Genomic DNA, 21,033 nt, shown 5'->3' on the forward strand with positions numbered 1-21,033 from the left:
TTTCTGCTTCTGTTTTCTTATTTTGCCTTTTTGGATTTGGCCTTGTACTTATCAATCTGTACAAAATCATCCATCAGCTCCAGAATCTTGTCTCTACCTGTCTGGTTCAGCTTCACGTAGTTCTGCATAACACGGTTTTCCAGAAGCTGTGCTCCCAGAGAAGCATCTCTCTCCAGAGAAGAGAAATCCACCGGGTTCAGGCTCAGCTTGTCACACATCTTGATCACTGTTCCGTACGCCATCCCTTCAATCCCGCGCTCCAATGCAGTCACCAGTGTGCTGTAGGGAATGTTCATCTCCATGGCAAACTGTCTGACACTACGATACTGTCTCAAAATTTCTTTCTTTAAAATCTCCGCCTTAGTCATATTTATTCCTCCACGTGTCCTCCAAAATTGGTACAGCTATAATATACGATTTCCCGTTTTCCATTTCAAGTAAAAAACAGAAAATTAAGAATTTCGACGAATTTTTAACAATATTTTTATATTTCTTTCAATTGATCCAGCCAGATCCTGGCACAGGCATCGGACGGCATCCGCAAATCACCTCTGGGTGACAATGCCACACTTCCCACTTTCGGTCCGTCCGGCAGGCAGGAACGCTTAAACTGCTGTGTGAAAAATCTCCGGTAAAAATTCTTCAGCCACTTGCGGATCGTCGGATCGTCATATTTTCCTTCAAAGGTCTCTCTCGCAATCCGGTAGACCTTGTCCGGTGCATAACCGCACCGCAGCATATAATACAGGAAAAAATCATGCAGTTCGTAAGGGCCTACCAGATCTTCCGTCTTCTGTGCAATGTTCCCCTCCACCGGTGGAAGCAGTTCCGGGCTCACCGGCGTATCCAGCACGTCCTTTAGGACTGCGGTAAGCTCTGCATTATTACAGGTATCGGCATAATAGGCCACCAGATGTCTCACCAGTGTTTTGGGCACTCCGGCATTGACGCCATACATGGACATATGATCTCCGTTATAGGTAGCCCACCCTAAGGCCAGTTCCGACATATCTCCCGTGCCGATGACCAGAGCATTTTCCTTGTTGGCAATATCCATGAGCACCTGAGTACGCTCTCTGGCCTGTCCGTTCTCATAGGTGACATCATGGCACTCCATATCCTGACCGATATCCGTAAAATGTCTGGTGACCGATTCCCGGATATCCACCTCCCGCAATGTAGTTCCCAGCGTCTTCGCCAGCAGACAGGCATTCTCATAAGTCCGGTCTGTTGTTCCGAAACAGGGCATAGTCACTGCAATGATCCCCGACCTCGGAAGTCCCAACAGATCAAAAGTGCGCACTGTCACTAAAAGTGCCAGTGTGGAATCCAGTCCTCCTGAAATACCCAGGACCGCTGTCTTACATCCGATATGCTCATATCTCTTTTTCAGGCCGAAAGCCTGAATGGATAAAATATCTTCACATCTGCGGTTGCGTTCTACCATGTCCTCCGGTACAAACGGGTGTGCAGCGAACTTCCGATCCAGTTTTGTCCCAGTCAGCTGCATGGAAAAAGGAACTGTAAGATAGGGCTTCATCGGTCTCTTTCCGAAGGTACCCATTCGCCTGCGCTCACTGCTTATTTTTAATACATCCAGATCTGTGTAAAGAATTCCCGTAGTAAAACGAGCGGACTGTACCAACAGTGTTCCGTTCTCTGCGATCAGATCATGTCCTCCGAATACCAGATCCTGCGTGGATTCCCCTTCTCCGGCAGAGGTATAGATATAACCGCACAGAAGTCTTGCACTGGAAGCTTTTATCAGAAGGGTACGATAATCATCCTTGGAAACCGTCTCATTGGAGGCCGACAGATTCGCAATGACTGTAGCTCCCATCAGTGCATGCGAGGTAGAAGGCGGCTCTGCCACCCACAGATCTTCGCAGAGCTCACATCCCAATATCAGCTCCGGAAGTTCCTCACACCGGAACAACAGGTTGGATCCGAAAGGAATCACCTGTTTTCCCAGACGATACTCCGTCACCGTTTCCTCTCCCGGTGTGAAATGTCTGCCTTCATAGAACTCCGCATACATAGGGATATTTTTCTTAGGAATCATTCCCAGTATCCTACCCCGGTACAATACCGCAGCCACATTGTACAGACGGCCGTCCTTGTCCACGGGAAGTCCCACCAGAAATAACGTTTCCAACTGTCCGGTCTCTTCTGCAATCGTAAGCAATGCTTCTTTTGCTTTTTCCAACAAAAGTTCTTGCAAAAAAAGATCGTTACAGGTGTATCCGGTAATACATAATTCCGGAAACACTACGATCTTTGCTCCATGCTCCGCCGCTTCTTTTGCCTGTTCACAGATTACCTGCGCATTATAGACCGGATCCGCCACCCGGATCCTGGGTGTGGCGGATGCTACCTTGACAAATCCCTGTTTCATAAGCTTCCTCGCTTTACTGTATACATTACTGGATCATCTGTTTCAATTCATCCACGGTAAAATTATAGTTTTTATTACAGAAGTGGCAGTTCACTTCGATGGTCTCTCCATCATCGATCATGGACTGCAATTCTTCCCTGCCAATGCTGATCAGTGCTTTTCTCACTCTGTCCTTGCTGCAATTGCAGGCAAATTCCACAGGAAGTGTATCGGTGATCTCCAGATCCATTTCGGAAAGCAGTACTTCCAGCATTCCCTCCGGAGTCTTGCCGGCATCCAGCATAGTAGTAACGGAAGAGAGATTCTTGATATTCTCCTCCAGTTTGCTGATCATTTCCTCTTCCGCAAAGGGCATCAGCTGTACAATGAAACCGCCTGCCTGTCTCACGGTATTGTCTCTGTTCATCAATACCCCAAGTCCTACCACGGAAGGTACCTGTTCGGATACCGCAAAATAATAGGTCAGATCCTCTGCAATCTCGCCGGTCTGCAGCTCTATCTGTCCCACATAGGGATCCTTCAGTCCCATATCGCGGATCACGCTTAAAACACCTGCACCTACGGCACCGCCCACATCCAGTTTTCCCTGGGCATTGGCTGACAGGATCACATCGGGCACATTGGCATAGCCCTTTACATGACCGTTCATATCTGCTGTAACTGTCAGGCCCCCAATGGGACCATCTCCTTTGATCTGCAGTGTGATCAGTTCATCGTCACCCTTTAACATGCTTCCCATCATGGCGCCCGCGCTGAGTAATCTTCCCAGTGCCGCCGTTACCACAGGGCTGGTATTGTGAGACGCTCTTGCGGTCTCCACCGTCTCTCTTGTCGTGCAGGCGAACGCTCGGATCTGCGCATTTGCCGCGGTTGCACGTACCATATAATCTTTCATTTATTCCACGTACCTTTCTGTCTACAGCTCTTTCTGCTGCTCTTTTGCTACGATATATACTCTTTCACTGGTCTCCGTTACCGCCTCACCGGTATCGGAATCCATGATCTCCAGAATCTTCAGTCCGGCCTGTTCCACCAGTGTCCTCATCTGTCCTACGGTATAACCCCTCTGCAAATGGGTCTCGGTAAATCTGTGGAAGGTATCACCCTCTTCCTGGACGAAGATTGTCAGATCATACTCGTTGATCTCTTCTTCCGGATCATAATAATTTTCCCAGATAAAACTGCAATCCTCCCGGTTCTCCGCAATCGTCGTATTGCCGATGACTTCCCGGTATTTATAATCTGTATTAAAATCAAAGATAAAAATGCCACCGGGGTAGAGATAATTGTTCACCAGCCGGAATACCTGCAAAAGTTCCTCTTCTTCCAAAATATAATTGACGGAATCACAGACGCTGATCACCGTACCAACAGTAGAATACAGATCCAGTTCCCGCATATCCTGATGCAGATAGAGGATCTCCGAACCGCTCTCCACCTTTTTCTCCATGGCAATGCCCAGCATCTCTTCAGAATTGTCCACGCCGATGCAATCATACCCTTTTTGGTATAACAGTTCTGTCAAAGTGCCGGTGCCGCAGCCCAGATCCACCACCAGATTCCGCTCGGAATCCAGAATTCCTTCCGCGTCCCGCGTAGGTCTGGATACACCATAGGACGCAATCAGCTGATCCAGACGATTGCACCACATTTCATAGGGTGTATTATCCATCAGTTCGTCATATACTCTTGCAAAGTCTGTATAGATTTCTTCCGTATTCTCCATAATTGCAGCATCTCCAGTTTTTTTAGAAAATAGTCCCCAATGCGCCGAATACTCCCATGCTGAGCAATCCCATGATCACGCCTGCCAGAACCACACCGCACATTACTGCAATGACACTGGACTTGAAATCCATGTCTAACAGACTTGCTGCCAGTGTTCCGGTCCACGCACCGGTTCCGGGAAGGGGAATACCCACGAACAACAACAGCGCCACGAACAGACCTCTGCCCGCTTTTTCCTGCAGCTTTTGTCCGCCTTTATGTCCTTTTTCCAGGCAGAAGGTAAAGAACTTGCCGATGACCGGCTTGTCCGCACCCCATTCCAGTACTTTTCTTGCAAAAAAGAAGATAATAGGTACCGGCAGCATATTTCCCAGAATACAGATAATATAGCTGGGAAGCAAAGGAAGATTCATTCCAACCGCAATAGGGACAGCACCTCTCAGCTCGATCAGAGGAACCATAGATACCAGGAAAATCATCAAATATTTTTTTAACATGTGTTTACTCCAATTCTTTTAATTTATTTATGCCCGCTTTTCCAGATAATTTTTCAAAAAAGCGATCAATCGGTCCATTTCCTCATCCGTGCCGACTGTAATACGCAGGGAGTTGGCAATTCTCGGTTTATTCCAGTGTCTGACATAGATGTCAGCCTCACGGAGAGCCCGGAACAGTTCTTCCGCGGGAACTTCCTTATGAGAAGCAAATATAAAGTTTGCTTTCGAATCCGGGAAAGTAAAGCCCAGCTCGTTCAGTTCCTTCTTGATCCGCTCTCTGGTAGCTGCGATCTTTGCCGTGGTGGCCTTGAAATAAGCATCATCCTTTACCGCTTCCACGCCCATGACCTGGGAAGGCAGGTTCATGGTATAGGAGTTAAAGGAGAATTTTACATCATTCAGATAGTGTATCAGCTTCTCATTACCGATACAGAAGCCGATACGCATTCCCGCCATGGCTCTGGATTTGGAAAAAGTCTGTACTACCAGAAGATTCTCATATTTTTTAAGCAAGGGCAGTGCACTTGTGCCACCGAAGTCCACATAAGCCTCATCCACGATCACTACCACGTCCGGATTGGCCTGTAAGATTTCTTCGATCATTGCCTGGGGCTCTTCCACACCGGTAGGTGCATTGGGATTCGGGAAGATCACACCGCCGTTGGGCTGTTTGTAATCTTCAGGGTTCATGTGCCAGTTCTCATCCAGCGCACAGGTATGATACGGAATGCGATACAGATCCGCCCATACATCATAGAAGGAATAAGTCACATCCGGGAACAGAACCGGCTTTCCGCTGTTGAAAAATGTCAGAAATGCCATGGATAATACATCATCGGATCCCACACCTACAAATACCTGTTCCGGTTTCACACCATAATATGCTGCCAACTCGTCCACCAGGGGCTGCGCATTTGAATTCGGATATAAGCGCAGTGCCGCACTCTCCATGTTTTCTGCTGCCTTCCGCACTCCCGGGGCAGGAGGATAAGGACACTCATTCGTATTCAGCTTGATCATGTTCGGGCGGTTCGGCTGCTCTCCTGCCACATAAGGAACCACCTTACGTACGTTTTCTTCCCACTTCATGTTAATAACCATGCCTTTCTCAAAACCTGCAAGCTTTCAGAGACTTTCGTCCCTTGTGCAGGCACAAATTTGCGTGTGAAAAATTTATTTTCAGTTATCTGTTTGTTCATTCTGTCGATGTTTTAATTCTTCCGCATAGCTCCGGGCCTGTGCAGGAAGTCCCAGCTGCTCATAACAACGGATCAATCCCTGTAAAGGTTCTTCTTCCGAACTCCGCAGCGCCAGTACCGGCTGTGTTTCATAAGCTGCATTATAATACCAGACAGCCGCTTCCTCAAAGTCTCCCGTCTCTTCATAGAAATACCCCAGTTCACAGCAGATTTCCGAACAGCCGTCCCCCGCGATCACCTTGGAAGTATACTTGAAAAATGTCACGGCAGCTCCCCGCAGTCTGGCGGCTCTGGCCACCACACAACAGCCTTCCGTAATCTCATCCGCACTTCTGTCCGGGGATGAAACTTCTGCCCGGAAATAATCTTCCGCTTCCAGAAAATTCCTTGCCTCTCCCGCCAGGAACAGTTCTCTCGCATACATTCCGTACAATCTTCTGGAAAGTCGTCTTCCCTGCGCGATCTGTTTGCGGAAATTTGCCAGATCTCTGCCCGCATGGTTCTGTTCCGGCATGTGGGTGATAACAATATCGCTGTCATAGACTACCGGTTCCAGCCGTACGGTTTCATGGATTGGTTCTTCCCACACAAAGTTTCGCAGTCTGCGGAATAATTTGGGACGATATTCTTCATCAAAATTATACACTGTGCCGTTCTGTAGCTGATTGCCGTATTTCATCTGGACGATCTCGATCTCCGGAAGCAGTGTCTCCTTTAACAGTCGGAACCTTCTCCGGTTCTCTTCCGAAAGCACCTCATCCGCATCTGCGGAGTAAATATATTCCTTCGTAGCTTTGGAAAATGCAAAATTTCTCGCCGCACTGAAATCATCGTTCCATGTGAAATCATATATTTTATCGGTGTATCCGGCTGCAATCCACTTTGTGGCATCCGTGGATCCTGTATCCACAATAATGATCTCATCCACCAGATCCCTGACACTGTCCAGACACCTTTTCAGGATCCGCTCTTCATTTTTTACAATCATACACAAAGATATTGTGATCATTCCGGATCTCCGTTCCCGCATTTTTTGCATGCGATGCTGTTCCTACAGCACTTTGGATAAGAATTCCTGTAATCTTGGGCTCTTAGGATTGGTGAAGAACTCCTGGGGAGTATTCTCCTCCACGATATTACCACCGTCCATGAAAAGCACCTTCGTACCCACTTCTCTGGCAAATCCCATCTCATGTGTCACGACCACCATGGTCATACCGCTCTCTGCCAGTTCTTTCATAACTTCAAGTACCTCTCCCACCATTTCGGGATCCAGTGCGGAAGTAGGCTCATCAAACAGCATTACTCTGGGATTCATTGCCAGAGATCTGACAATTGCAATTCTCTGCTTCTGACCGCCGCTTAAAGATGCCGGATAAGCATCTGCCTTTTCCTCCAGTCCAACTCTCTTTAACAGCTTCAGGGCATTCTCTTTTGCTTCTTCCTCACCCATCAGTTTCAATTTCACGGGGGCAAGGGTAATATTGTTCATGATCGTCAGATTGTTGAACAGGTTAAAATGCTGAAATACCATACCCATATGCTGACGAACTTTGTTGATGTCGATCCTGGGATCCGTGATGTTCTGTCCATCGAACCAGATCTCACCGCTGGTAGGTCTCTCTAAAAGATTCAGGCAGCGTAAAAATGTACTCTTACCGGAGCCGGAAGGTCCTACCACCACGATCTTCTCACCGGGGTGAATATGATAATTTACCCCTTTTAATACCTGATTATCTTCAAAGCTTTTATGCAGATCTTTAACGATTATCACTCTTACGCAGTCTCCTTTCCAGTTTTGCAAGCAGAATGGACAATACCTTGGTCAGTACAAAATAGATGAAGGCAATACCAAGCAGCGGTGTAAATACATCAAACAACTTGGAGGTCATCTGGTTGGCCACACGGGTAAGGTCACTCATTCCTACGTAACCTACAATAGAGGTCTCCTTGATCAGCACGATAAATTCATTGCCCAGAGGCGGCAGGATGCTCTTGAATGCCTGCGGAATGATAATGTATCGCATCGTCTGGAATTTGTTCAGTCCCAGTGATCTGCCCGCTTCCATTTGTCCCTTGTCCACAGCCAGGATGCCTGCTCTGACGATCTCCGCCACATAAGCACCGGAATTGATACCGAATGTCAGACTGGCGATCAGCACACTGTTCTTACAGGTAGCCAGAATGCCGGACCACATAATCAACAACTGTACCGTAGTAGGAGTTCCGCGGATAATATCAATATAAGCACTTGCAATCCGGGACGCTATGGTCTTCGATCCGTTCTTTCTCGTGGATAATTTCAAAAATGCCGCTATGGTTCCGATCAGGATACCAAGCAGTGCCGCAAAAAAAGAAACCTCTAAGGTTACTCCCAGTCCTTTCAGATAAAGCTTCCATCTGTCCGCTTCAATGAAGGCTGCATAAATATGTTGCCAGATATTTTGCATGTTATTTCCTATGCCTTTCTTGTGAAAATATAAGTGTACGATTGGTCAAACTGTATATGTTGCCTACCTTAATATAGCAAAAAGAAGAGAATGGCACAAGCCATTCTCTTCTTTTTCATGTATATTTTGTATAAAAATTATTCACCGATGTACTCAGCTACCAGTGCATCAAAAGTACCGTCAGCCTTCAGATCAGCCAGTGCCTGATTTACCTGCTCTACCAACTCGCTTCCCTTAGGCAGTGCGATAGCGTATTCCTCAGCTTCGAAGCCGAAATCAGCACCGTCGATGATCTTAACCTTACCCTCGAATTTGGTATTAAATACTTCTGCAGGGTTCTTATCAATGATAACAGCGTCTACTCTGCCGTTTACCAGATCATTTACAGCATCTACAGCTCTGTTGTAAGTCTGTGCGGTAGCACCTTCGATATCCTCTGCCAGGAACATACCGGTGGTACCCAGCTGACAGCCGATGGTCTTGTTCTTCAGATCATCTGCAGCTGCGATCTCGGAATCTGCCGGTACGATCACAAACTGTACAGCTTCATAATACGCATCGGAGAAATCTACCTGCTCCTTACGATCATCAGTAACGGTCATTCCTGCGATAGCACCGTCGATTCTGTTGCCAATGGAACTAACCAGAGAGTCAAACTCCATATTCTCTACCTGTACTTCCATACCCAGTTTCTCGCCTACAGCCTTGATCAGAGCTACATCGAACCCGTCGGGTTCTCCGTCATCTCCTACATACTCAAAGGGAGGGAATTCTGCGTTGGTACCGAATACCAGTACGCCACCCTCGGTCTTATCAGCGGCCTCAGTAGTAGCTGCTACTTCTGTAGTGGTTGCTGCAGCAGTCTCTGCCACACTGCTCCCGGAAGCCTGAGAGCTCTCGTTTGCTGCGGAATCAGAACCACAGCCGGTCAACATTGCTGTACACATTACAGTTGCAAGTAACATTGCGATTGCTTTTTTCATAATATTATCCTCCTGTCTGTTTTCTACGGACGACAGCCGTCCTTAAACGTTGATTACTATAGCACCTTTTTGAAAATTGCGCAACTGTTTATGCATAAATATACGCAGCTTTACTCTGCAAATACAACATTACCGGGATCTGCACCCAGAAGGTTACCACTATATATGGAATAAACGGCTTCGGTACACGAAGTTTTCCATCCGGTGTCACATTTCTTCTGCAAAACTGTACTGTAGCCAGCAATGTCAACGCCGATAACATATGGATCAGAAACCACAACAGATTCCCCTGCCAGGCGCAGCCTGCCAACGCACATACAGAAAATGCATGACAGTCAGCTCTTCCGTACATTTGGGCAAACAATATCTGCTGCAGGAGTACAAACAATGCCACTGCTGCCGCCTGCTGTATGCTAAACCTGTCAGTAATCCTGCACACTCCATCCTTCATATAAGCTTCCGACACCGGAAGACCCAGCAGTATTCCTGTCCATGGCAGGCACCACCACCATACATAATTATACACATAACTGTGTACAGCATCCATGCAGGCCGCCGCTAACAAACCTCCCGCCAGCAGGGAGCACAGGATCTCCTGTGCCCCCAGGATCACCAGTCTGTTTTCTTCCGGAAGTCTTCCATCCATTCCCCCTATAACAAGAATCACAACTGCATTGATCCAGGCCAGTCCCCCGAGAAGCCACGCTTTTCCGGGTTCCATCCTCTCGATGTCTCCCGATAGTTCCACACGCAGCAGCCAGATTGCACTACCATAGATAAGGCCTCCCAGAACCACCGACCACAGTATCCGGAACACGATTTCCAAGGCTCTCATACCTCCTTACCGTAACCGGGTACGCAGTTCATCCAACACATTTCCCGACACTCCGATCACGCTGATCGTCGGATGATCTTCCAGCCTCTTGTCACCTTTATAGGCCCGCACTGTGATTTCCTGTGTCTGGTTCTCCGGAGTATATAAAGGCACCATAAATTCCAGTTCTTCCGTCTTACGATACCCCTGACTTTCGGTATAATCATAGACTTTATTCAATGTCGGATCCAGTGCTGTCATACATTCCGGGAAAATGACTTCCACCCGGTCCGCATATCCCCATGTGGTAAAGGTAAGAATTCCGCTTTCGCCGCATTTGAAGACCGGCTCCTGCGGCTCCAAAATACGTTTCACACTGCTTTCCAGTGCAAATTCCGTCGTACCGTAACAGATACGGCTCTCATTCCCCACATGATCCGAAGCATATCCCAGTACCGTAAAATCCCCGCTGAACAGCGGTTCGTCCTCTGTGATTGTAATCACGATACAGCCATCTTCTCCGGGAAGGTAGGTCTTAGAAACAGCATTGTCCGTATTACTGATAACAATTGTAAAATGATCCACACCACTTAGAGCATCTGTGGCAGTAACACGTATGGTAACAGCTCCGTCTCTGCGATCGATCAGTGCCCGGTTCTCCAGTATTTCCATCCCCCGGATGACCGGAGCTTCTCCGTCAGCGATCAGAGCGATCCCGTTTTTCTGATCCTGCGTAGATACAGAATATATTTTATCTGTTCCGTGATCCGCTTCCGCTACCGGAATCACCCGAATCGTTTGTCCGTTCCGGTCTCCACTTATGACAAATTGCTGTACTCCGGTAAGTTCCTGATTCCGGTGTGACCGCAAAGTATAGGAATAGGAATGTTGCTGCAGCACATTGGTCCCCTCAGTCGCATAAGACAGTCCCTCCGCATCTGTCCGGATCACATCATCCGTTATCTCCGCAGACGGTGTGACAATGATATTTCTCGCCCTGCCACCGTCCTCCGTCACCGTTTCATATATTGTCCCATTCAGTTGATAGTCCGGTCTGGCTGTACCTTCCATATAAGATGCATTCGTTAACGTGAACGGTGTCTTTCCGTCCGCCCGGACATACCAGGTTTTGTCCGCTGCCGCCGGATATACATTGCCCTCTGCCTCGTTTATCTTAAGCTGTTTTGTATGAAGCTTCCACAGAATCTGTTTTCCATCCACACAAATATGTGTGGTCTCGCTTACATTTCCCGCCACATCCACAGCGGCAACATGCAGATACTGCACCCCATCCTTTACCTCCAGTTCCATATGGGGTTCTTTACAATAACCGGCATCGTCCGTTACGACGGTATCCCTGTTTTGATCCACAAGATAATAATATCCCCTGATACCGCTAAGCAATGTGTTTTTTGTGATATTGGAGTCACATAGTTTGGAAGTACTGCCCGTCAGATAAGATTCCGCTCTATGATAATATACCGTCCCGTAATCCTCCGGCTCTGTCCACGAGATTCTTATTCTTTCTCTGTCCAGTGCTTCTCTTACGACGTTCTCCGGAATTTTCCCGGGAGCCGCAAGATCAGTTGCCCTGACTCCCTTCAGCTGTAAAGTCTCCTGGTAACCTATTGCTTTTGACTGCAGACACAACAGCCCGTCTCCACTCCGTACTCCACTTTCACTTTCATATAGCAGTGCACATTCCGGATTTACATAATTGCTTCCGCCATATGCCGGCTTCGAGAATAGGACCTGGCCTTCCGTATAACCGCATACAAGAGTTCTCCCACCACTGAAACTAAGTGAGCTGATTCCCGCGGTAAACCAGACATTTCCTCTTAAATGAAAATTCAGATGCACGTAGATATGTGTCGTTCCTTCCGGTAATGAGATATGCAGGGACTGCCGGAAATCACTGGCTGCCGGGTCTCCGCCGCCATGTTTATCATAAAAAGGATAATCCCGAAATTTTCCCTGTGCAATTTTTGTTCCTTTCTGATCCAGGATTACAAATTCCGACGGCTGCTTCTCATCCGGCAGCCAGTCGGTATTCACAATATTTCCACCCAGAGATCCCCATCCATCGCAAAAATATGAAAGATTCAATGTCGTATTGCCATTGGTGGGAATCCCCCGATAACCGGAAACATTCCACATCTGTTCCTTAGGATAATTCCCGTTTCTGGCCCATCCGACCCGGACTATGGCACGGCTCCACTCATCATCGTCCGTACTTGTGGTATGTCCGTTATACTGATAAGAATTTGTGCCTGAGGAATCAAAGCAATTCGATCCCCACATAAAATATTCCCAATCTCCGAATGTTGGTGTATAAGAAGCATTTCTATAGCAGTCATTCGTATGGTGATGCACGATCTTCTCTCCGGCGGTTCCTCCATAATATCCGGCTCCGCCTCCGGCCATACCCGCTTCTCCTTCCTGCTGCCCGAGGACACTTTCCATGCTGCCACCCTTGCCGCCTGCACCGCCCGGTGATGCTCCACCGCCTCCTCCTGCGATCAGCAGGATTCCCTTCCGGTCGGATACCACGGATGTCATTCCTCCTCCGTTTCCATAATTTGAAGCTCTGCCGCCTTTGTTATACCCGTTTTGACCACCCACGGCATAGGTCAGTTGTTCCCCCCTCTGCAGCCAGAATGTTCCGGAGGCACTTCCCCCACATCCTCCCCGAAAGGAACCGTAGCACTGTCCCTGCGCCCCCATCGCCTTTATGACGTAGAGTCCGGTATACGGCACGTTATATGTCCTCGTCTTTGCTTCATAAATACCGGTCAGTTCAACGGCCGCTCCGCTGTTGATATCCGTTGCACTATTAATCCGCATCCAGGCACCGTCTTCCAGTCTCTGATAAATAAGGTACGTTTTGTTGTTGTGATCCGTCTGCTCCCAGGACAGATCCACCGCTCCTTTTCCTTCGTTTTCCTTGTAGTTATCTTTCGCCAGCAGGGTAAGATCCACCCATTGCGCGTACAATGTCGTATTTTCGGACGGTATGATGCTGTCGCCCGCTCCTCCTGCCGGCCGTCGGAATTCCGAGTCATAATACCAGCCTCCAAAGGACCACCCGGGTCTGGTGGTCTCCGGTAATGTGACAGGTTCCGGCTGATAGACTGCCGTCAGCCTGTCCACATTACCGTCCGGAGCATCAAAGATATATTGCTTTCCATCCAGACTCCCCCTGAACGGATGCACCTTTTTCCATTCGACAAACCGATTTTTCCCTTGCACCGGAGTGATCTCCGATCCGCCATTGGCACGAAAACAGACTGTATACCCATCTGGTGCGCAGACCAGTTCTTCCTGCAACAGATATCTTTCAAGATATGGCTGCGTTACAGAAAATATCTCCCGGTCATCATACTTTCCTCCATTGGCATAAAGCACAAGGGTGCTTTCACTCCGCACCCATTGTGCATATAAATTGACTACACCATGATCGTTATCTGTCCAGGTTGTCCGGTCTCTCCAATCCGCCTGCCTGAGATTTTCGATTGCAGCTTTATCCGCATAAGCGGTTCCTGAACCATCTGGCTCTGTGTTCCAGCCCGCGAACAAATATCCGGTCCTGCTGTAATTGTTCTCTGTCAGGTGTGTCACCGGAGTGACCGTCTTGCCTTCGTAGACTATGGCATCGTTGTACATATGGATACTGTCATCCATATAACCGTTATAAGATGCACCTCCCGTATTGGCCTGATAACAGACCTTATACTGATTCCAGGAAATATTTTTACATTTATGTGCCGGCAGATCCACCCCCTGCTCCAGATTGTCGCAGAACGGACAGAGATAATAGTAGCTCATCGGTTTTCTTTCGTTGCCCAGATCCAGGTACTGTATCGAGGCCGCCGCTTCTCTGCTCATATAGATATTGTACTCTTCAATGGCTTCTCCACAATCCGCACAATAGGCTTTCCAGCCGGAATAATAATACTGCATGCATTTTTGTCTGCCAAAAGATACCCCGTGCCAGTTTTTTCCGGTATATCCATTATGAATACACTGTCCCGGCCGGTGGACCACTTTCCAATATCTCACTGGGATTTCTCCATACCGTTTCTCTGTATAAATATGTTCTCCCACTGCCGGATCTCTCAGCGAAGAAGGAATCTGCGTATACACAGTGGTGCTGTCATCCCGGGCATACCACACATAATTCCGGTCTCCTGCGCAGGTTGTAAATGCACGTCCATCCGGACTGAAAGAAACATAAGGACTGTTGTAAATGGTCTTTTTCGCTGCTGCTTCCGACTGTATCGAAAACAGGAGCGCAATTCCCAGCACGAGTAATCCTGCCAGATATCTCCCATACCGCATTCTCATTCCTCCTGCCTATCCGTATCCTCTGCCTTGACCACACGCAAGGAGCCCTGTGCCAGTGCAGCATAAAAGTCCGCCACCCTTTCTTTTTCCATATAGATATTTACTCTCTGTGCCGGAGTTGTCCCATCATCACCGCCGATTGCAGCTCCATTCCGGTCAAACACCTGTTGGACAAACACATTTTCCCACAACAGTTTCCCGTTTTGTTCCTCTTCCTCCTGTTCCACACAATAAATATGGATCCTGTCTCCGGCACGCAGGACACCTCCCACTACCTGGTACAGATCTTCGGCGCGGAATCCGGCTATAACAGGTTCCCGCATCTGCTCTGTGATCTCCGACAGTTCCCGCAGCATGCCTGTAGTCAGTACCATCCCCTGTTCCACTCCATATGCCGCTATTCTTCCGCTTGCCGCCTCTGTGCTTTTCAGTGCAGTCTCCGGCACAATTCTTTTGTCGATTTCCATGACTGTAATATACTGCTCTGCATTTTCCGCGGAGATTTTTTCTCCCCTGGGAATTGCCGCCGTTACCACGCATACCTGTTCTTTTTCGTATTCCGTAAGCACTCTCTTTTCTGTCTGCAGCAAAAAAACAAATACTGCCATAGCCGCCACAAACGCTGCCAGGATACTTCCGTTCCAGATTCTATTCTTCCACGCCTGACTCATCTTCCGTTTTTTCATTCGTTTCCTCTCCCATATATTCACTGACCACATCTACCAGCTTACTTTTTTCAGCAGTTACTGTAATTCCCAGAAAACCTTCCACCGGATATGTGATCTCACTGTACACACCGGTATTCTCAATGGTCTGTCCCCCCGGAGTCCTCACTTCTCCCAGGGTTCCTTCCCATTCCAGGATCCTTCCGTCACCGTTTCGTTCCCACACCTGCACTTTTGTTCCCGTGACATTATAGATAATGTAATTTCGTATCTCTACCTTTCCGGAAATCAGCTTGTGACCTACTGCTTCATAATTTTCATTTAACCCCAGATTTTCACGGACAGCAGAACAATATCCCGCATACGCCTGTTCCTGATCTGTGATATGTACCTTATGTGTGCTGCCATACTCCCGGATGTCAATGACTGCCGATGCCAGATTGGACAGTGCCAATGCATCTTCCAGATACCGTGCGGATGCCTTGTACATTGCCAGTTGCAGCTGCATATACAACAAAATTGCCAGAAACAGTATCAGAAACAATCCCAGCACCCAGGAAACCTGTCCGCTTTCTGCTTTTCCTGTCTCCTGCCGGTTCTCAGTTTTTGGCAGTCGATACTCTCTTTTCCCGTATTTCATAATGTCCGCCCAGCTTTCCGTGAATCTGCAGGATAATGCGTTCCCCATATCCTGCAGGTTCCAAAGTACTTCCCTCATAATCGATCTCTGTCAGTCCTGCCGTCTCCAGTTCTGCCGTGAGGTGTGCCTGCTCCGCCGGTTCCAGATATCCTACCGTTTCCATTTTCAGCAGATAGGCCCTCGCCAGCTGTCCTACATTCTCTTTTGCCTGGAGCAGCTGCACATTCTGCAGGTAGTTCAGCATCACTACCGTCAGTGCCAGCACACACATGCCCATCGTCAGCAGCTCTCCTATGTTCCCTGGCTGTTTCCCTCGTTCCGTCATCTTCTCTCCTATCCTATACCCCTGTCAGGATATCTGCCGCTTTGGTCTGCATCGCTGTTACAATGGTCTGTATAAACGTTGTCAGACTGTCCTTCATGACCACGCACAATAACAGTGCAATAATACACAGACCTACAGTGACCAGGATCCCGTCGATCCCCTGCTCCTGCCGTAAGGCATGTTCTTTTACTTTTCCCCAGATTCTCTGTAAATTCTTCATGTTTTGTCCCTTTCTTGTTTTGTTTTATTGGTATTTCAGAATTGCACCACTGCCCGGAACATATATCCCACACAGGCATATAAAATGATTCCCAGTACCGCCCCCAGCATTCCCAGCTGATAAAAAGTAATACTACGGTCCAGAGCACTTTTTTGCTGTTGAAGCACCGTAAGTTCCATATCCTTCAACTGCTCTCCCATGTCCTTCAACAGATCTACCGCCTGCCCCGACTCTCCTGCCTGGATCAGGGTAATGCACAATGCATCGATCTGACGGTTGTCAAATTTCTGTTGGAAGTCAGACAAAGCCGTAACCAGATCCGACTGTATGACCAGATCTCCGGACAGTTCCATCAAAGCCTGCTGTAATCTCTGCGTCCGTACGCTCTGGCAGCATTCCGTCAAGGCATCCGTTACATAGACTCCGGCACAGGTCTGTACCTCCAGTGCCTGATAGATCAGCTGCAGATCCGGCATCATCTTATGATTGTCCTGTCGGTTCAGGTACAGCAATAACAGTTCCGGCACATAATACAGTCCCATTGCCGCAAGCAGTGCATATCCCCAGCCGATAGATTCCAGTGTCAGTACTGCGCCAAGAGAAAGAAACAGGCGCATCAGCAGGTATTTTACCGGTGTAATTTTCTTCCCATAGTGAAATTTTGCACCGTTTTTCCTTAATTTCTTTTCTGTTCCGGTGACCCAGTTTTCATACCTTCGGCTCTCCCGCAGCATTCCGGTAAATTCCTCGCAGGCATGCAACACCGTTTTCGGCATTGTTCCCATACCCAGCCGGAACACAAAAATTCCTCCCAGCACCGCTCCCAACAGTTCGGGAATCCAGATAACTCTCCAGCTCATTCTCCACACCTCCCTGACTAGCGGCGAAAACCATACAGTTTCCGCAAAAACAGAAACAATATCAGTCCATAGACACCCACTGCAAGATGCCCCGGTAAAGTCCCGGACACTATTTTCCAGACCGACACATCGATCAGCCGGTCCACCGTCAGCAGGGCAAATACCGACATTCCCAGAAGCAATGCCATATTGATACCTGCCTCTCGAAGCATCCCTTTACGTTCCTCTTCCATACGCAGATACTCCCTTGCGGAACGTCTGCTGCTGTCTACCAGTGTGGTCAGATCTGCCATATAGCGGATACTGATTTCCAGATTTCTGGCCAGTTCCTTTATCTTGGGATGTTCTATTCGTTCTGCCATGGACAAAAGTGCCAGTGAACTATCTCCGGTCGTCTGTGCTTCATAGGCACATTCCTCCAGTGCTCCCTTTAACGGTTCCTCCACATAACGGCTCACCTGACCCAGAACCATGGTGATCTCTCCCGCTGTCAGGCTGTAATTTCCCAGGAAATTCAGACATTTCAGCAGATTTTCATTGGTCATCCGCAATTCTTCTGCCCGCAGCGTGCTCAGGAACAGATATTCCACTGCTCCGCTTATCATTATCCCCGATAAAGCTATCAGGAATTTTCCACTGCTCCCAAGCAATACTCCAAAGATCACCGTCATTCCCAGAAGATTTCCTGCGATCCATTTCTCCGGGGTGCACGCCGGAAATCTGCGCCGCATACCGCAATAACAGAGAAATTCTTCCACCCGGCAGATCCAGGTATTGTTACGCTGTAGCTCCTGCAGCTTGTGCCGGTTTTCCAACACCCGCAGTCTTGCCGACTGATCCATCCCTTTTTTCGTCCGGGACAGCAGGCTTTTTGCTGTCTCCACCCACCGTATCCTTCCAAACAGAAGCAGAAAACCCATAAATATTAAACAAAAGATCCATACGTATATGATCATAAGTTTCTCCTCTCATGTAATGGTCAAAACAATCTCTCATACTCCAGATTCTCTTTCTCCGCATTCCACCCCAGGCAGGCAAAGATTTCCTTCACCCGGTAATGTTCCATAAACACCAGGGTCTGAAAGCAGTCCATCATTTTCATTAATTCGTTGCGTGAATAACGACTGTCATACATTGCATAGTCCACGATCTTCTCCGGTGCCCTGTCCGCAGAGGGTGCATGTACCGTAGCCGCACAGATCTGTCCTGTATATGCCGCATTCAACAGATACAGTGCTTCTCCTCCCTTCACCTCACCTATGATAAAAAAATCCACATCCATCGTCAGTCCCGCTATGCTGATATGCTTTAAATCATAATTCACACTGCTTTCCGAGGTTCCCGGAAGCGAATGAAGGAACATCATATCCGGATGAAACAGTGTGGTCAGCTCATCCGCCTGCTGTGCCACCAGAATTGCCATATCATCCGGAAGCGTCTCCTTCAACGCATTTAACAGTGTGGTTTTACCGGAAGAATTTCCTCCGCAGATCAGGGTCGATCCCTGTCGGAACCTCTGCACCAGCAGTTCTGCCGTATTCCTGTCCAGCATCTCTTTCTCCACCAGTTCTGTCATCATGGGAAAACTCTTCGGCACCTTCCGGATACACAGATAAGGTTCGCTGTAGGTATTGACAATGGGCATGGATAAGGTAAAACGAAAGATAAAGTCCGGATGACTTTCTGTATCCGTAAACCGTTGGATCGCATTCAGGTTAGAAATATTCACCTGATTTCTGGTTGCCACATAATCAATAAACTGCCGGTACTCCTTCTCCGAAGCAAAGGCAATTCCGGCATCCATACGTTTTCCTTCTCTCTTGATCCGGATACAGTCATGACTCACCACCCGGATATCCGAAATGCTTTTGTCATCCATGAGCGGTGACAGTCTGGAATAACCGAAAATATATTGTTCAAATGATTTTAAAAGTCTTTTCCTTTTCGTTGCCGGGAAATGATAATATTGATCGATATGTTTTCCTGCCTCCTGCAGAAATTCCTCCTTGCCCAACACACCCTTTTTTACCTGGATCAAAAGCACCTGTTTCTGTGTGATAAAATCTTCTACCAGCCTCTGCAATTCTGCATCAGAGGCGGTTTCTTCCCTTTTGTTTTCTCTTTCCTCCATACATCCTCCTGTTGGTTTTTCTCAAAATAATCCATTTTGCACTAATTAATACATTATGTGATTCCTGGTCGAATATGACCTGATATTTAGAATTTTGACCTCGACTGACCTGTCGGGTAATATGCAGATTACTCCCTTCCGTGGCATCTGTCAACGCCTCCGGAACTATTTTCTCATTTTCGGAAGAATGGCCAAAGAAAAACCGCATTCTGTCAGGTTAATTTCAAAAAGCCCGTCAGAATGCGGTCTGCGCATTTGTCTATTTTGTCTTTGTCTATTTTGCCATATCCAGCTCCCGTTCCTGCTGCCAAAGCAGTTTGTCGAACTCCTCCACCGGCATCGGCCGGTAGAATAAAAAGCCCTGTACATCGGTACAATTACAGCCTAACAGGAACTCCTTCTGTTCTTCCGTCTCCACACCTTCAATGACGATATGTGCTCCCAGCTGCTGCAGCATGGCAATGGTATTGCGGATAATGATCTGACTCTTATCTTTCTCCAGATCCCGGATGAATTCCCGATCGATCTTAATCTCATCCAATGTCTGATTCTTTAACATGTTCATAGTAGAATATCCGGTACCGAAATCATCCATGGACACCAGGAACCCTCGCTCCCGCAGGCTTTCCATGCGGCGATACATACCAACCTCGTCCTCCAGGAATGCGCTCTCTGTCAGTTCCAGCGGAACATACTCCGGCAGAACATCATATTCCTCCCTGAGACGGAGCAGTGTCTCTGTCAGTTTCTCATCATACGCATGCAATCGGGATACATTGATGGAAACGGGAATAAGTGTCCGGCCTTCCTTACGCAGCTTTCCAAGATAAGCAAACACTTTCTCCCAGATATATTCATCTACATTGATGATAAATCCGTTTTTCTCCAGTACGGGAATAAACTCTCCCGGTGGCACCAGCCCCTTTTCCGGATGCTTCCAGCGCACAAGCGCCTCGCCTCCGATCACTCTTCCGTCCCTCATATCGACCTTGGGCTGCACATACAGCTGTAGTTCTCCGTTCTCCAGTGCGGACACGATATCATTTTCCACCTGGCGTTCTCGCATCTTCTGACTACGCATTTTTTCGTCAAATACTGCATATGTCCGATATACTTTGCCTTTGATACTGTTCATAGCCATCGTGGCGCAATCTTTCAGATAGCTGATGGCAGGGGCTCTCTCCGGTGAGATTCCGATTCCAAAGGATGGTTGTACACGGTAAGCGAACGGAAAGTCAGTTATCTTTTTTCTGATCTCCCGCACAATAATTTCCAGTTCCTCTACTTCCTCATAGCTTGTGCATAAGCAAAAGATATCTGCTCTGATATGGCAGGCATAGCTATCCGGCCTGTTATTCTCATACCAGTCAAAGCAGGACGCAATAAATCTTAGCAATCTGTCTCCTTCGTCTCTGCCGCAGAACTCATTCACAGCCTTAAACTGTACAATATCCATAATTATGACACCGTATTTTTTATCCGGCTGCTGCTTGATCATTTCACCGCACAGATAGAAAAAAGAATTGATATTATGCAGATTTGTCAGCCCTGTTCTGTTATTTTCTACATTTTCTTCCGCCATTTTTCTAAGAGAATACAGATATAATTCTTCTTTTCCGGCATCTGTTTTCTGCGGAGAAGATTCAACGATTTCCTCTTTTGCTTTCTGATATGTCATAGGCACCCTCCTCAAAACATAAATCAGTCCCGATGAATGCTTTTATTATACTTCATTTTGGTGATTTTTTCTACTATATGCCGATTTTTATTGTTTTTTTTAGG

At 47.7% G+C, this 21,033-nt stretch carries 20 protein-coding genes; all 20 read right to left on the minus strand.

Annotation, left to right across the window (positions count from 1 at the left end; all coding sequences use genetic code 11):
• Positions 1 to 17: 17 nt before the first annotated feature.
• Entirely contained in the window at positions 18 to 368 is a 351-nt protein-coding gene (locus OCV96_RS06820) for a transcriptional regulator (RefSeq protein ID WP_022312172.1), read from the minus strand.
• A gap of 116 nt (positions 369 to 484) precedes the next feature.
• Positions 485 to 2,395, minus strand: a complete 1,911-nt coding sequence (locus OCV96_RS06825; RefSeq protein WP_262593968.1) for an NAD(+) synthase — start codon at positions 2,393 to 2,395, stop codon at positions 485 to 487.
• Between the two features lie 25 nt (positions 2,396 to 2,420).
• Complete coding sequence (hslO, locus tag OCV96_RS06830) at positions 2,421 to 3,290, minus strand: Hsp33 family molecular chaperone HslO (RefSeq protein WP_262593971.1); 870 nt, start codon at positions 3,288 to 3,290, stop codon at positions 2,421 to 2,423.
• 21 nt (positions 3,291 to 3,311) lie between these two features.
• Positions 3,312 to 4,121 carry a class I SAM-dependent DNA methyltransferase gene (locus tag OCV96_RS06835; protein WP_118669223.1) on the minus strand — a complete coding sequence of 270 codons (810 nt, stop codon included), beginning with the start codon at positions 4,119 to 4,121 and terminating at the stop codon, positions 3,312 to 3,314.
• Between the two features lie 22 nt (positions 4,122 to 4,143).
• On the minus strand, positions 4,144 to 4,620 hold the full coding sequence (locus OCV96_RS06840; RefSeq protein WP_022312168.1) for a COG2426 family protein: 477 nt from the start codon (positions 4,618 to 4,620) through the stop codon (positions 4,144 to 4,146).
• A gap of 27 nt (positions 4,621 to 4,647) precedes the next feature.
• On the minus strand, positions 4,648 to 5,709 hold the full coding sequence (gene hisC, locus OCV96_RS06845) for a histidinol-phosphate transaminase (protein WP_262593974.1): 1,062 nt from the start codon (positions 5,707 to 5,709) through the stop codon (positions 4,648 to 4,650).
• A 90-nt stretch (positions 5,710 to 5,799) separates the two neighbouring features.
• Positions 5,800 to 6,828, minus strand: coding sequence for a glycosyltransferase family 2 protein (locus OCV96_RS06850; RefSeq protein WP_262593980.1), 1,029 nt, complete (start codon positions 6,826 to 6,828; stop codon positions 5,800 to 5,802).
• 42 nt (positions 6,829 to 6,870) lie between these two features.
• Positions 6,871 to 7,593 (minus strand): amino acid ABC transporter ATP-binding protein, encoded by a 723-nt coding sequence (locus tag OCV96_RS06855; protein ID WP_022312165.1) that lies wholly within the window; start codon positions 7,591 to 7,593, stop codon positions 6,871 to 6,873.
• Positions 7,580 to 8,269 (minus strand): amino acid ABC transporter permease, encoded by a 690-nt coding sequence (locus OCV96_RS06860; protein WP_022153726.1) that lies wholly within the window; start codon positions 8,267 to 8,269, stop codon positions 7,580 to 7,582. The genes OCV96_RS06855 and OCV96_RS06860 overlap by 14 nt, the downstream gene beginning before the upstream one ends.
• 137 nt (positions 8,270 to 8,406) lie before the next feature.
• On the minus strand, positions 8,407 to 9,252 hold the full coding sequence (locus OCV96_RS06865) for a basic amino acid ABC transporter substrate-binding protein (protein WP_262593990.1): 846 nt from the start codon (positions 9,250 to 9,252) through the stop codon (positions 8,407 to 8,409).
• 88 nt (positions 9,253 to 9,340) lie between these two features.
• On the minus strand, positions 9,341 to 10,087 hold the full coding sequence (locus OCV96_RS06870; RefSeq protein ID WP_262593995.1) for a hypothetical protein: 747 nt from the start codon (positions 10,085 to 10,087) through the stop codon (positions 9,341 to 9,343).
• A gap of 6 nt (positions 10,088 to 10,093) precedes the next feature.
• Entirely contained in the window at positions 10,094 to 14,404 is a 4,311-nt protein-coding gene (locus OCV96_RS06875) for an InlB B-repeat-containing protein (RefSeq protein ID WP_227062784.1), read from the minus strand.
• A gap of 2 nt (positions 14,405 to 14,406) precedes the next feature.
• The gene (locus OCV96_RS06880) at positions 14,407 to 15,096 is read right to left on the minus strand and encodes an sAF domain (protein ID WP_022312162.1); all 690 of its coding nucleotides are present in this window, start codon (positions 15,094 to 15,096) and stop codon (positions 14,407 to 14,409) included.
• Positions 15,059 to 15,715 carry a hypothetical protein gene (locus OCV96_RS06885; RefSeq protein ID WP_118503823.1) on the minus strand — a complete coding sequence of 219 codons (657 nt, stop codon included), beginning with the start codon at positions 15,713 to 15,715 and terminating at the stop codon, positions 15,059 to 15,061. Before OCV96_RS06885 ends, OCV96_RS06880 begins: the two co-directional genes overlap by 38 nt.
• Positions 15,675 to 16,040 (minus strand): hypothetical protein, encoded by a 366-nt coding sequence (locus OCV96_RS06890; RefSeq protein WP_117465618.1) that lies wholly within the window; start codon positions 16,038 to 16,040, stop codon positions 15,675 to 15,677. Before OCV96_RS06890 ends, OCV96_RS06885 begins: the two co-directional genes overlap by 41 nt.
• Before the next feature lie 13 nt (positions 16,041 to 16,053).
• Complete coding sequence (locus tag OCV96_RS06895; RefSeq protein WP_022312159.1) at positions 16,054 to 16,260, minus strand: hypothetical protein; 207 nt, start codon at positions 16,258 to 16,260, stop codon at positions 16,054 to 16,056.
• A 35-nt stretch (positions 16,261 to 16,295) separates the two neighbouring features.
• On the minus strand, positions 16,296 to 17,120 hold the full coding sequence (locus tag OCV96_RS06900; protein ID WP_227062786.1) for a type II secretion system F family protein: 825 nt from the start codon (positions 17,118 to 17,120) through the stop codon (positions 16,296 to 16,298).
• 17 nt (positions 17,121 to 17,137) lie between these two features.
• Positions 17,138 to 18,004 (minus strand): type II secretion system F family protein, encoded by an 867-nt coding sequence (locus tag OCV96_RS06905; RefSeq protein WP_147355091.1) that lies wholly within the window; start codon positions 18,002 to 18,004, stop codon positions 17,138 to 17,140.
• 95 nt (positions 18,005 to 18,099) lie between these two features.
• Entirely contained in the window at positions 18,100 to 19,251 is a 1,152-nt protein-coding gene (locus OCV96_RS06910; protein WP_118538289.1) for an ATPase, T2SS/T4P/T4SS family, read from the minus strand.
• 274 nt (positions 19,252 to 19,525) lie between these two features.
• On the minus strand, positions 19,526 to 20,929 hold the full coding sequence (locus tag OCV96_RS06915; protein WP_227062787.1) for a putative bifunctional diguanylate cyclase/phosphodiesterase: 1,404 nt from the start codon (positions 20,927 to 20,929) through the stop codon (positions 19,526 to 19,528).
• Between the last annotated feature and the right edge of the window lie 104 nt (positions 20,930 to 21,033).

The sequence above is a fragment of the Waltera acetigignens genome (assembly GCF_025567015.1).
In the GTDB taxonomy this organism is placed as follows: domain Bacteria; phylum Bacillota; class Clostridia; order Lachnospirales; family Lachnospiraceae; genus Acetatifactor; species Acetatifactor acetigignens.

Bases quoted from the DNA above. Each gene is read 5' to 3' on its own strand.
- OCV96_RS06820 (WP_022312172.1), bottom strand. From the start codon at position 368: ATGACTAAGGCGGAGATTTTAAAGAAAGAAATTTTGAGACAGTATCGT.
- OCV96_RS06825 (WP_262593968.1), bottom strand. From the start codon at position 2,395: ATGAAACAGGGATTTGTCAAGGTAGCATCCGCCACACCCAGGATCCGG.
- hslO (WP_262593971.1), bottom strand. From the start codon at position 3,290: ATGAAAGATTATATGGTACGTGCAACCGCGGCAAATGCGCAGATCCGA.
- OCV96_RS06835 (WP_118669223.1), bottom strand. From the start codon at position 4,121: ATGGAGAATACGGAAGAAATCTATACAGACTTTGCAAGAGTATATGAC.
- OCV96_RS06840 (WP_022312168.1), bottom strand. From the start codon at position 4,620: ATGTTAAAAAAATATTTGATGATTTTCCTGGTATCTATGGTTCCTCTG.
- hisC (WP_262593974.1), bottom strand. From the start codon at position 5,709: ATGAAGTGGGAAGAAAACGTACGTAAGGTGGTTCCTTATGTGGCAGGA.
- OCV96_RS06850 (WP_262593980.1), bottom strand. From the start codon at position 6,828: ATGATCACAATATCTTTGTGTATGATTGTAAAAAATGAAGAGCGGATC.
- OCV96_RS06860 (WP_022153726.1), bottom strand. From the start codon at position 8,269: ATGCAAAATATCTGGCAACATATTTATGCAGCCTTCATTGAAGCGGAC.
- OCV96_RS06865 (WP_262593990.1), bottom strand. From the start codon at position 9,252: ATGAAAAAAGCAATCGCAATGTTACTTGCAACTGTAATGTGTACAGCA.
- OCV96_RS06870 (WP_262593995.1), bottom strand. From the start codon at position 10,087: ATGAGAGCCTTGGAAATCGTGTTCCGGATACTGTGGTCGGTGGTTCTG.
- OCV96_RS06875 (WP_227062784.1), bottom strand. From the start codon at position 14,404: ATGCGGTATGGGAGATATCTGGCAGGATTACTCGTGCTGGGAATTGCG.
- OCV96_RS06880 (WP_022312162.1), bottom strand. From the start codon at position 15,096: ATGAAAAAACGGAAGATGAGTCAGGCGTGGAAGAATAGAATCTGGAAC.
- OCV96_RS06885 (WP_118503823.1), bottom strand. From the start codon at position 15,715: ATGAAATACGGGAAAAGAGAGTATCGACTGCCAAAAACTGAGAACCGG.
- OCV96_RS06890 (WP_117465618.1), bottom strand. From the start codon at position 16,040: ATGACGGAACGAGGGAAACAGCCAGGGAACATAGGAGAGCTGCTGACG.
- OCV96_RS06895 (WP_022312159.1), bottom strand. From the start codon at position 16,260: ATGAAGAATTTACAGAGAATCTGGGGAAAAGTAAAAGAACATGCCTTA.
- OCV96_RS06900 (WP_227062786.1), bottom strand. From the start codon at position 17,120: ATGAGCTGGAGAGTTATCTGGATTCCCGAACTGTTGGGAGCGGTGCTG.
- OCV96_RS06910 (WP_118538289.1), bottom strand. From the start codon at position 19,251: ATGGAGGAAAGAGAAAACAAAAGGGAAGAAACCGCCTCTGATGCAGAA.
- OCV96_RS06915 (WP_227062787.1), bottom strand. From the start codon at position 20,929: ATGACATATCAGAAAGCAAAAGAGGAAATCGTTGAATCTTCTCCGCAG.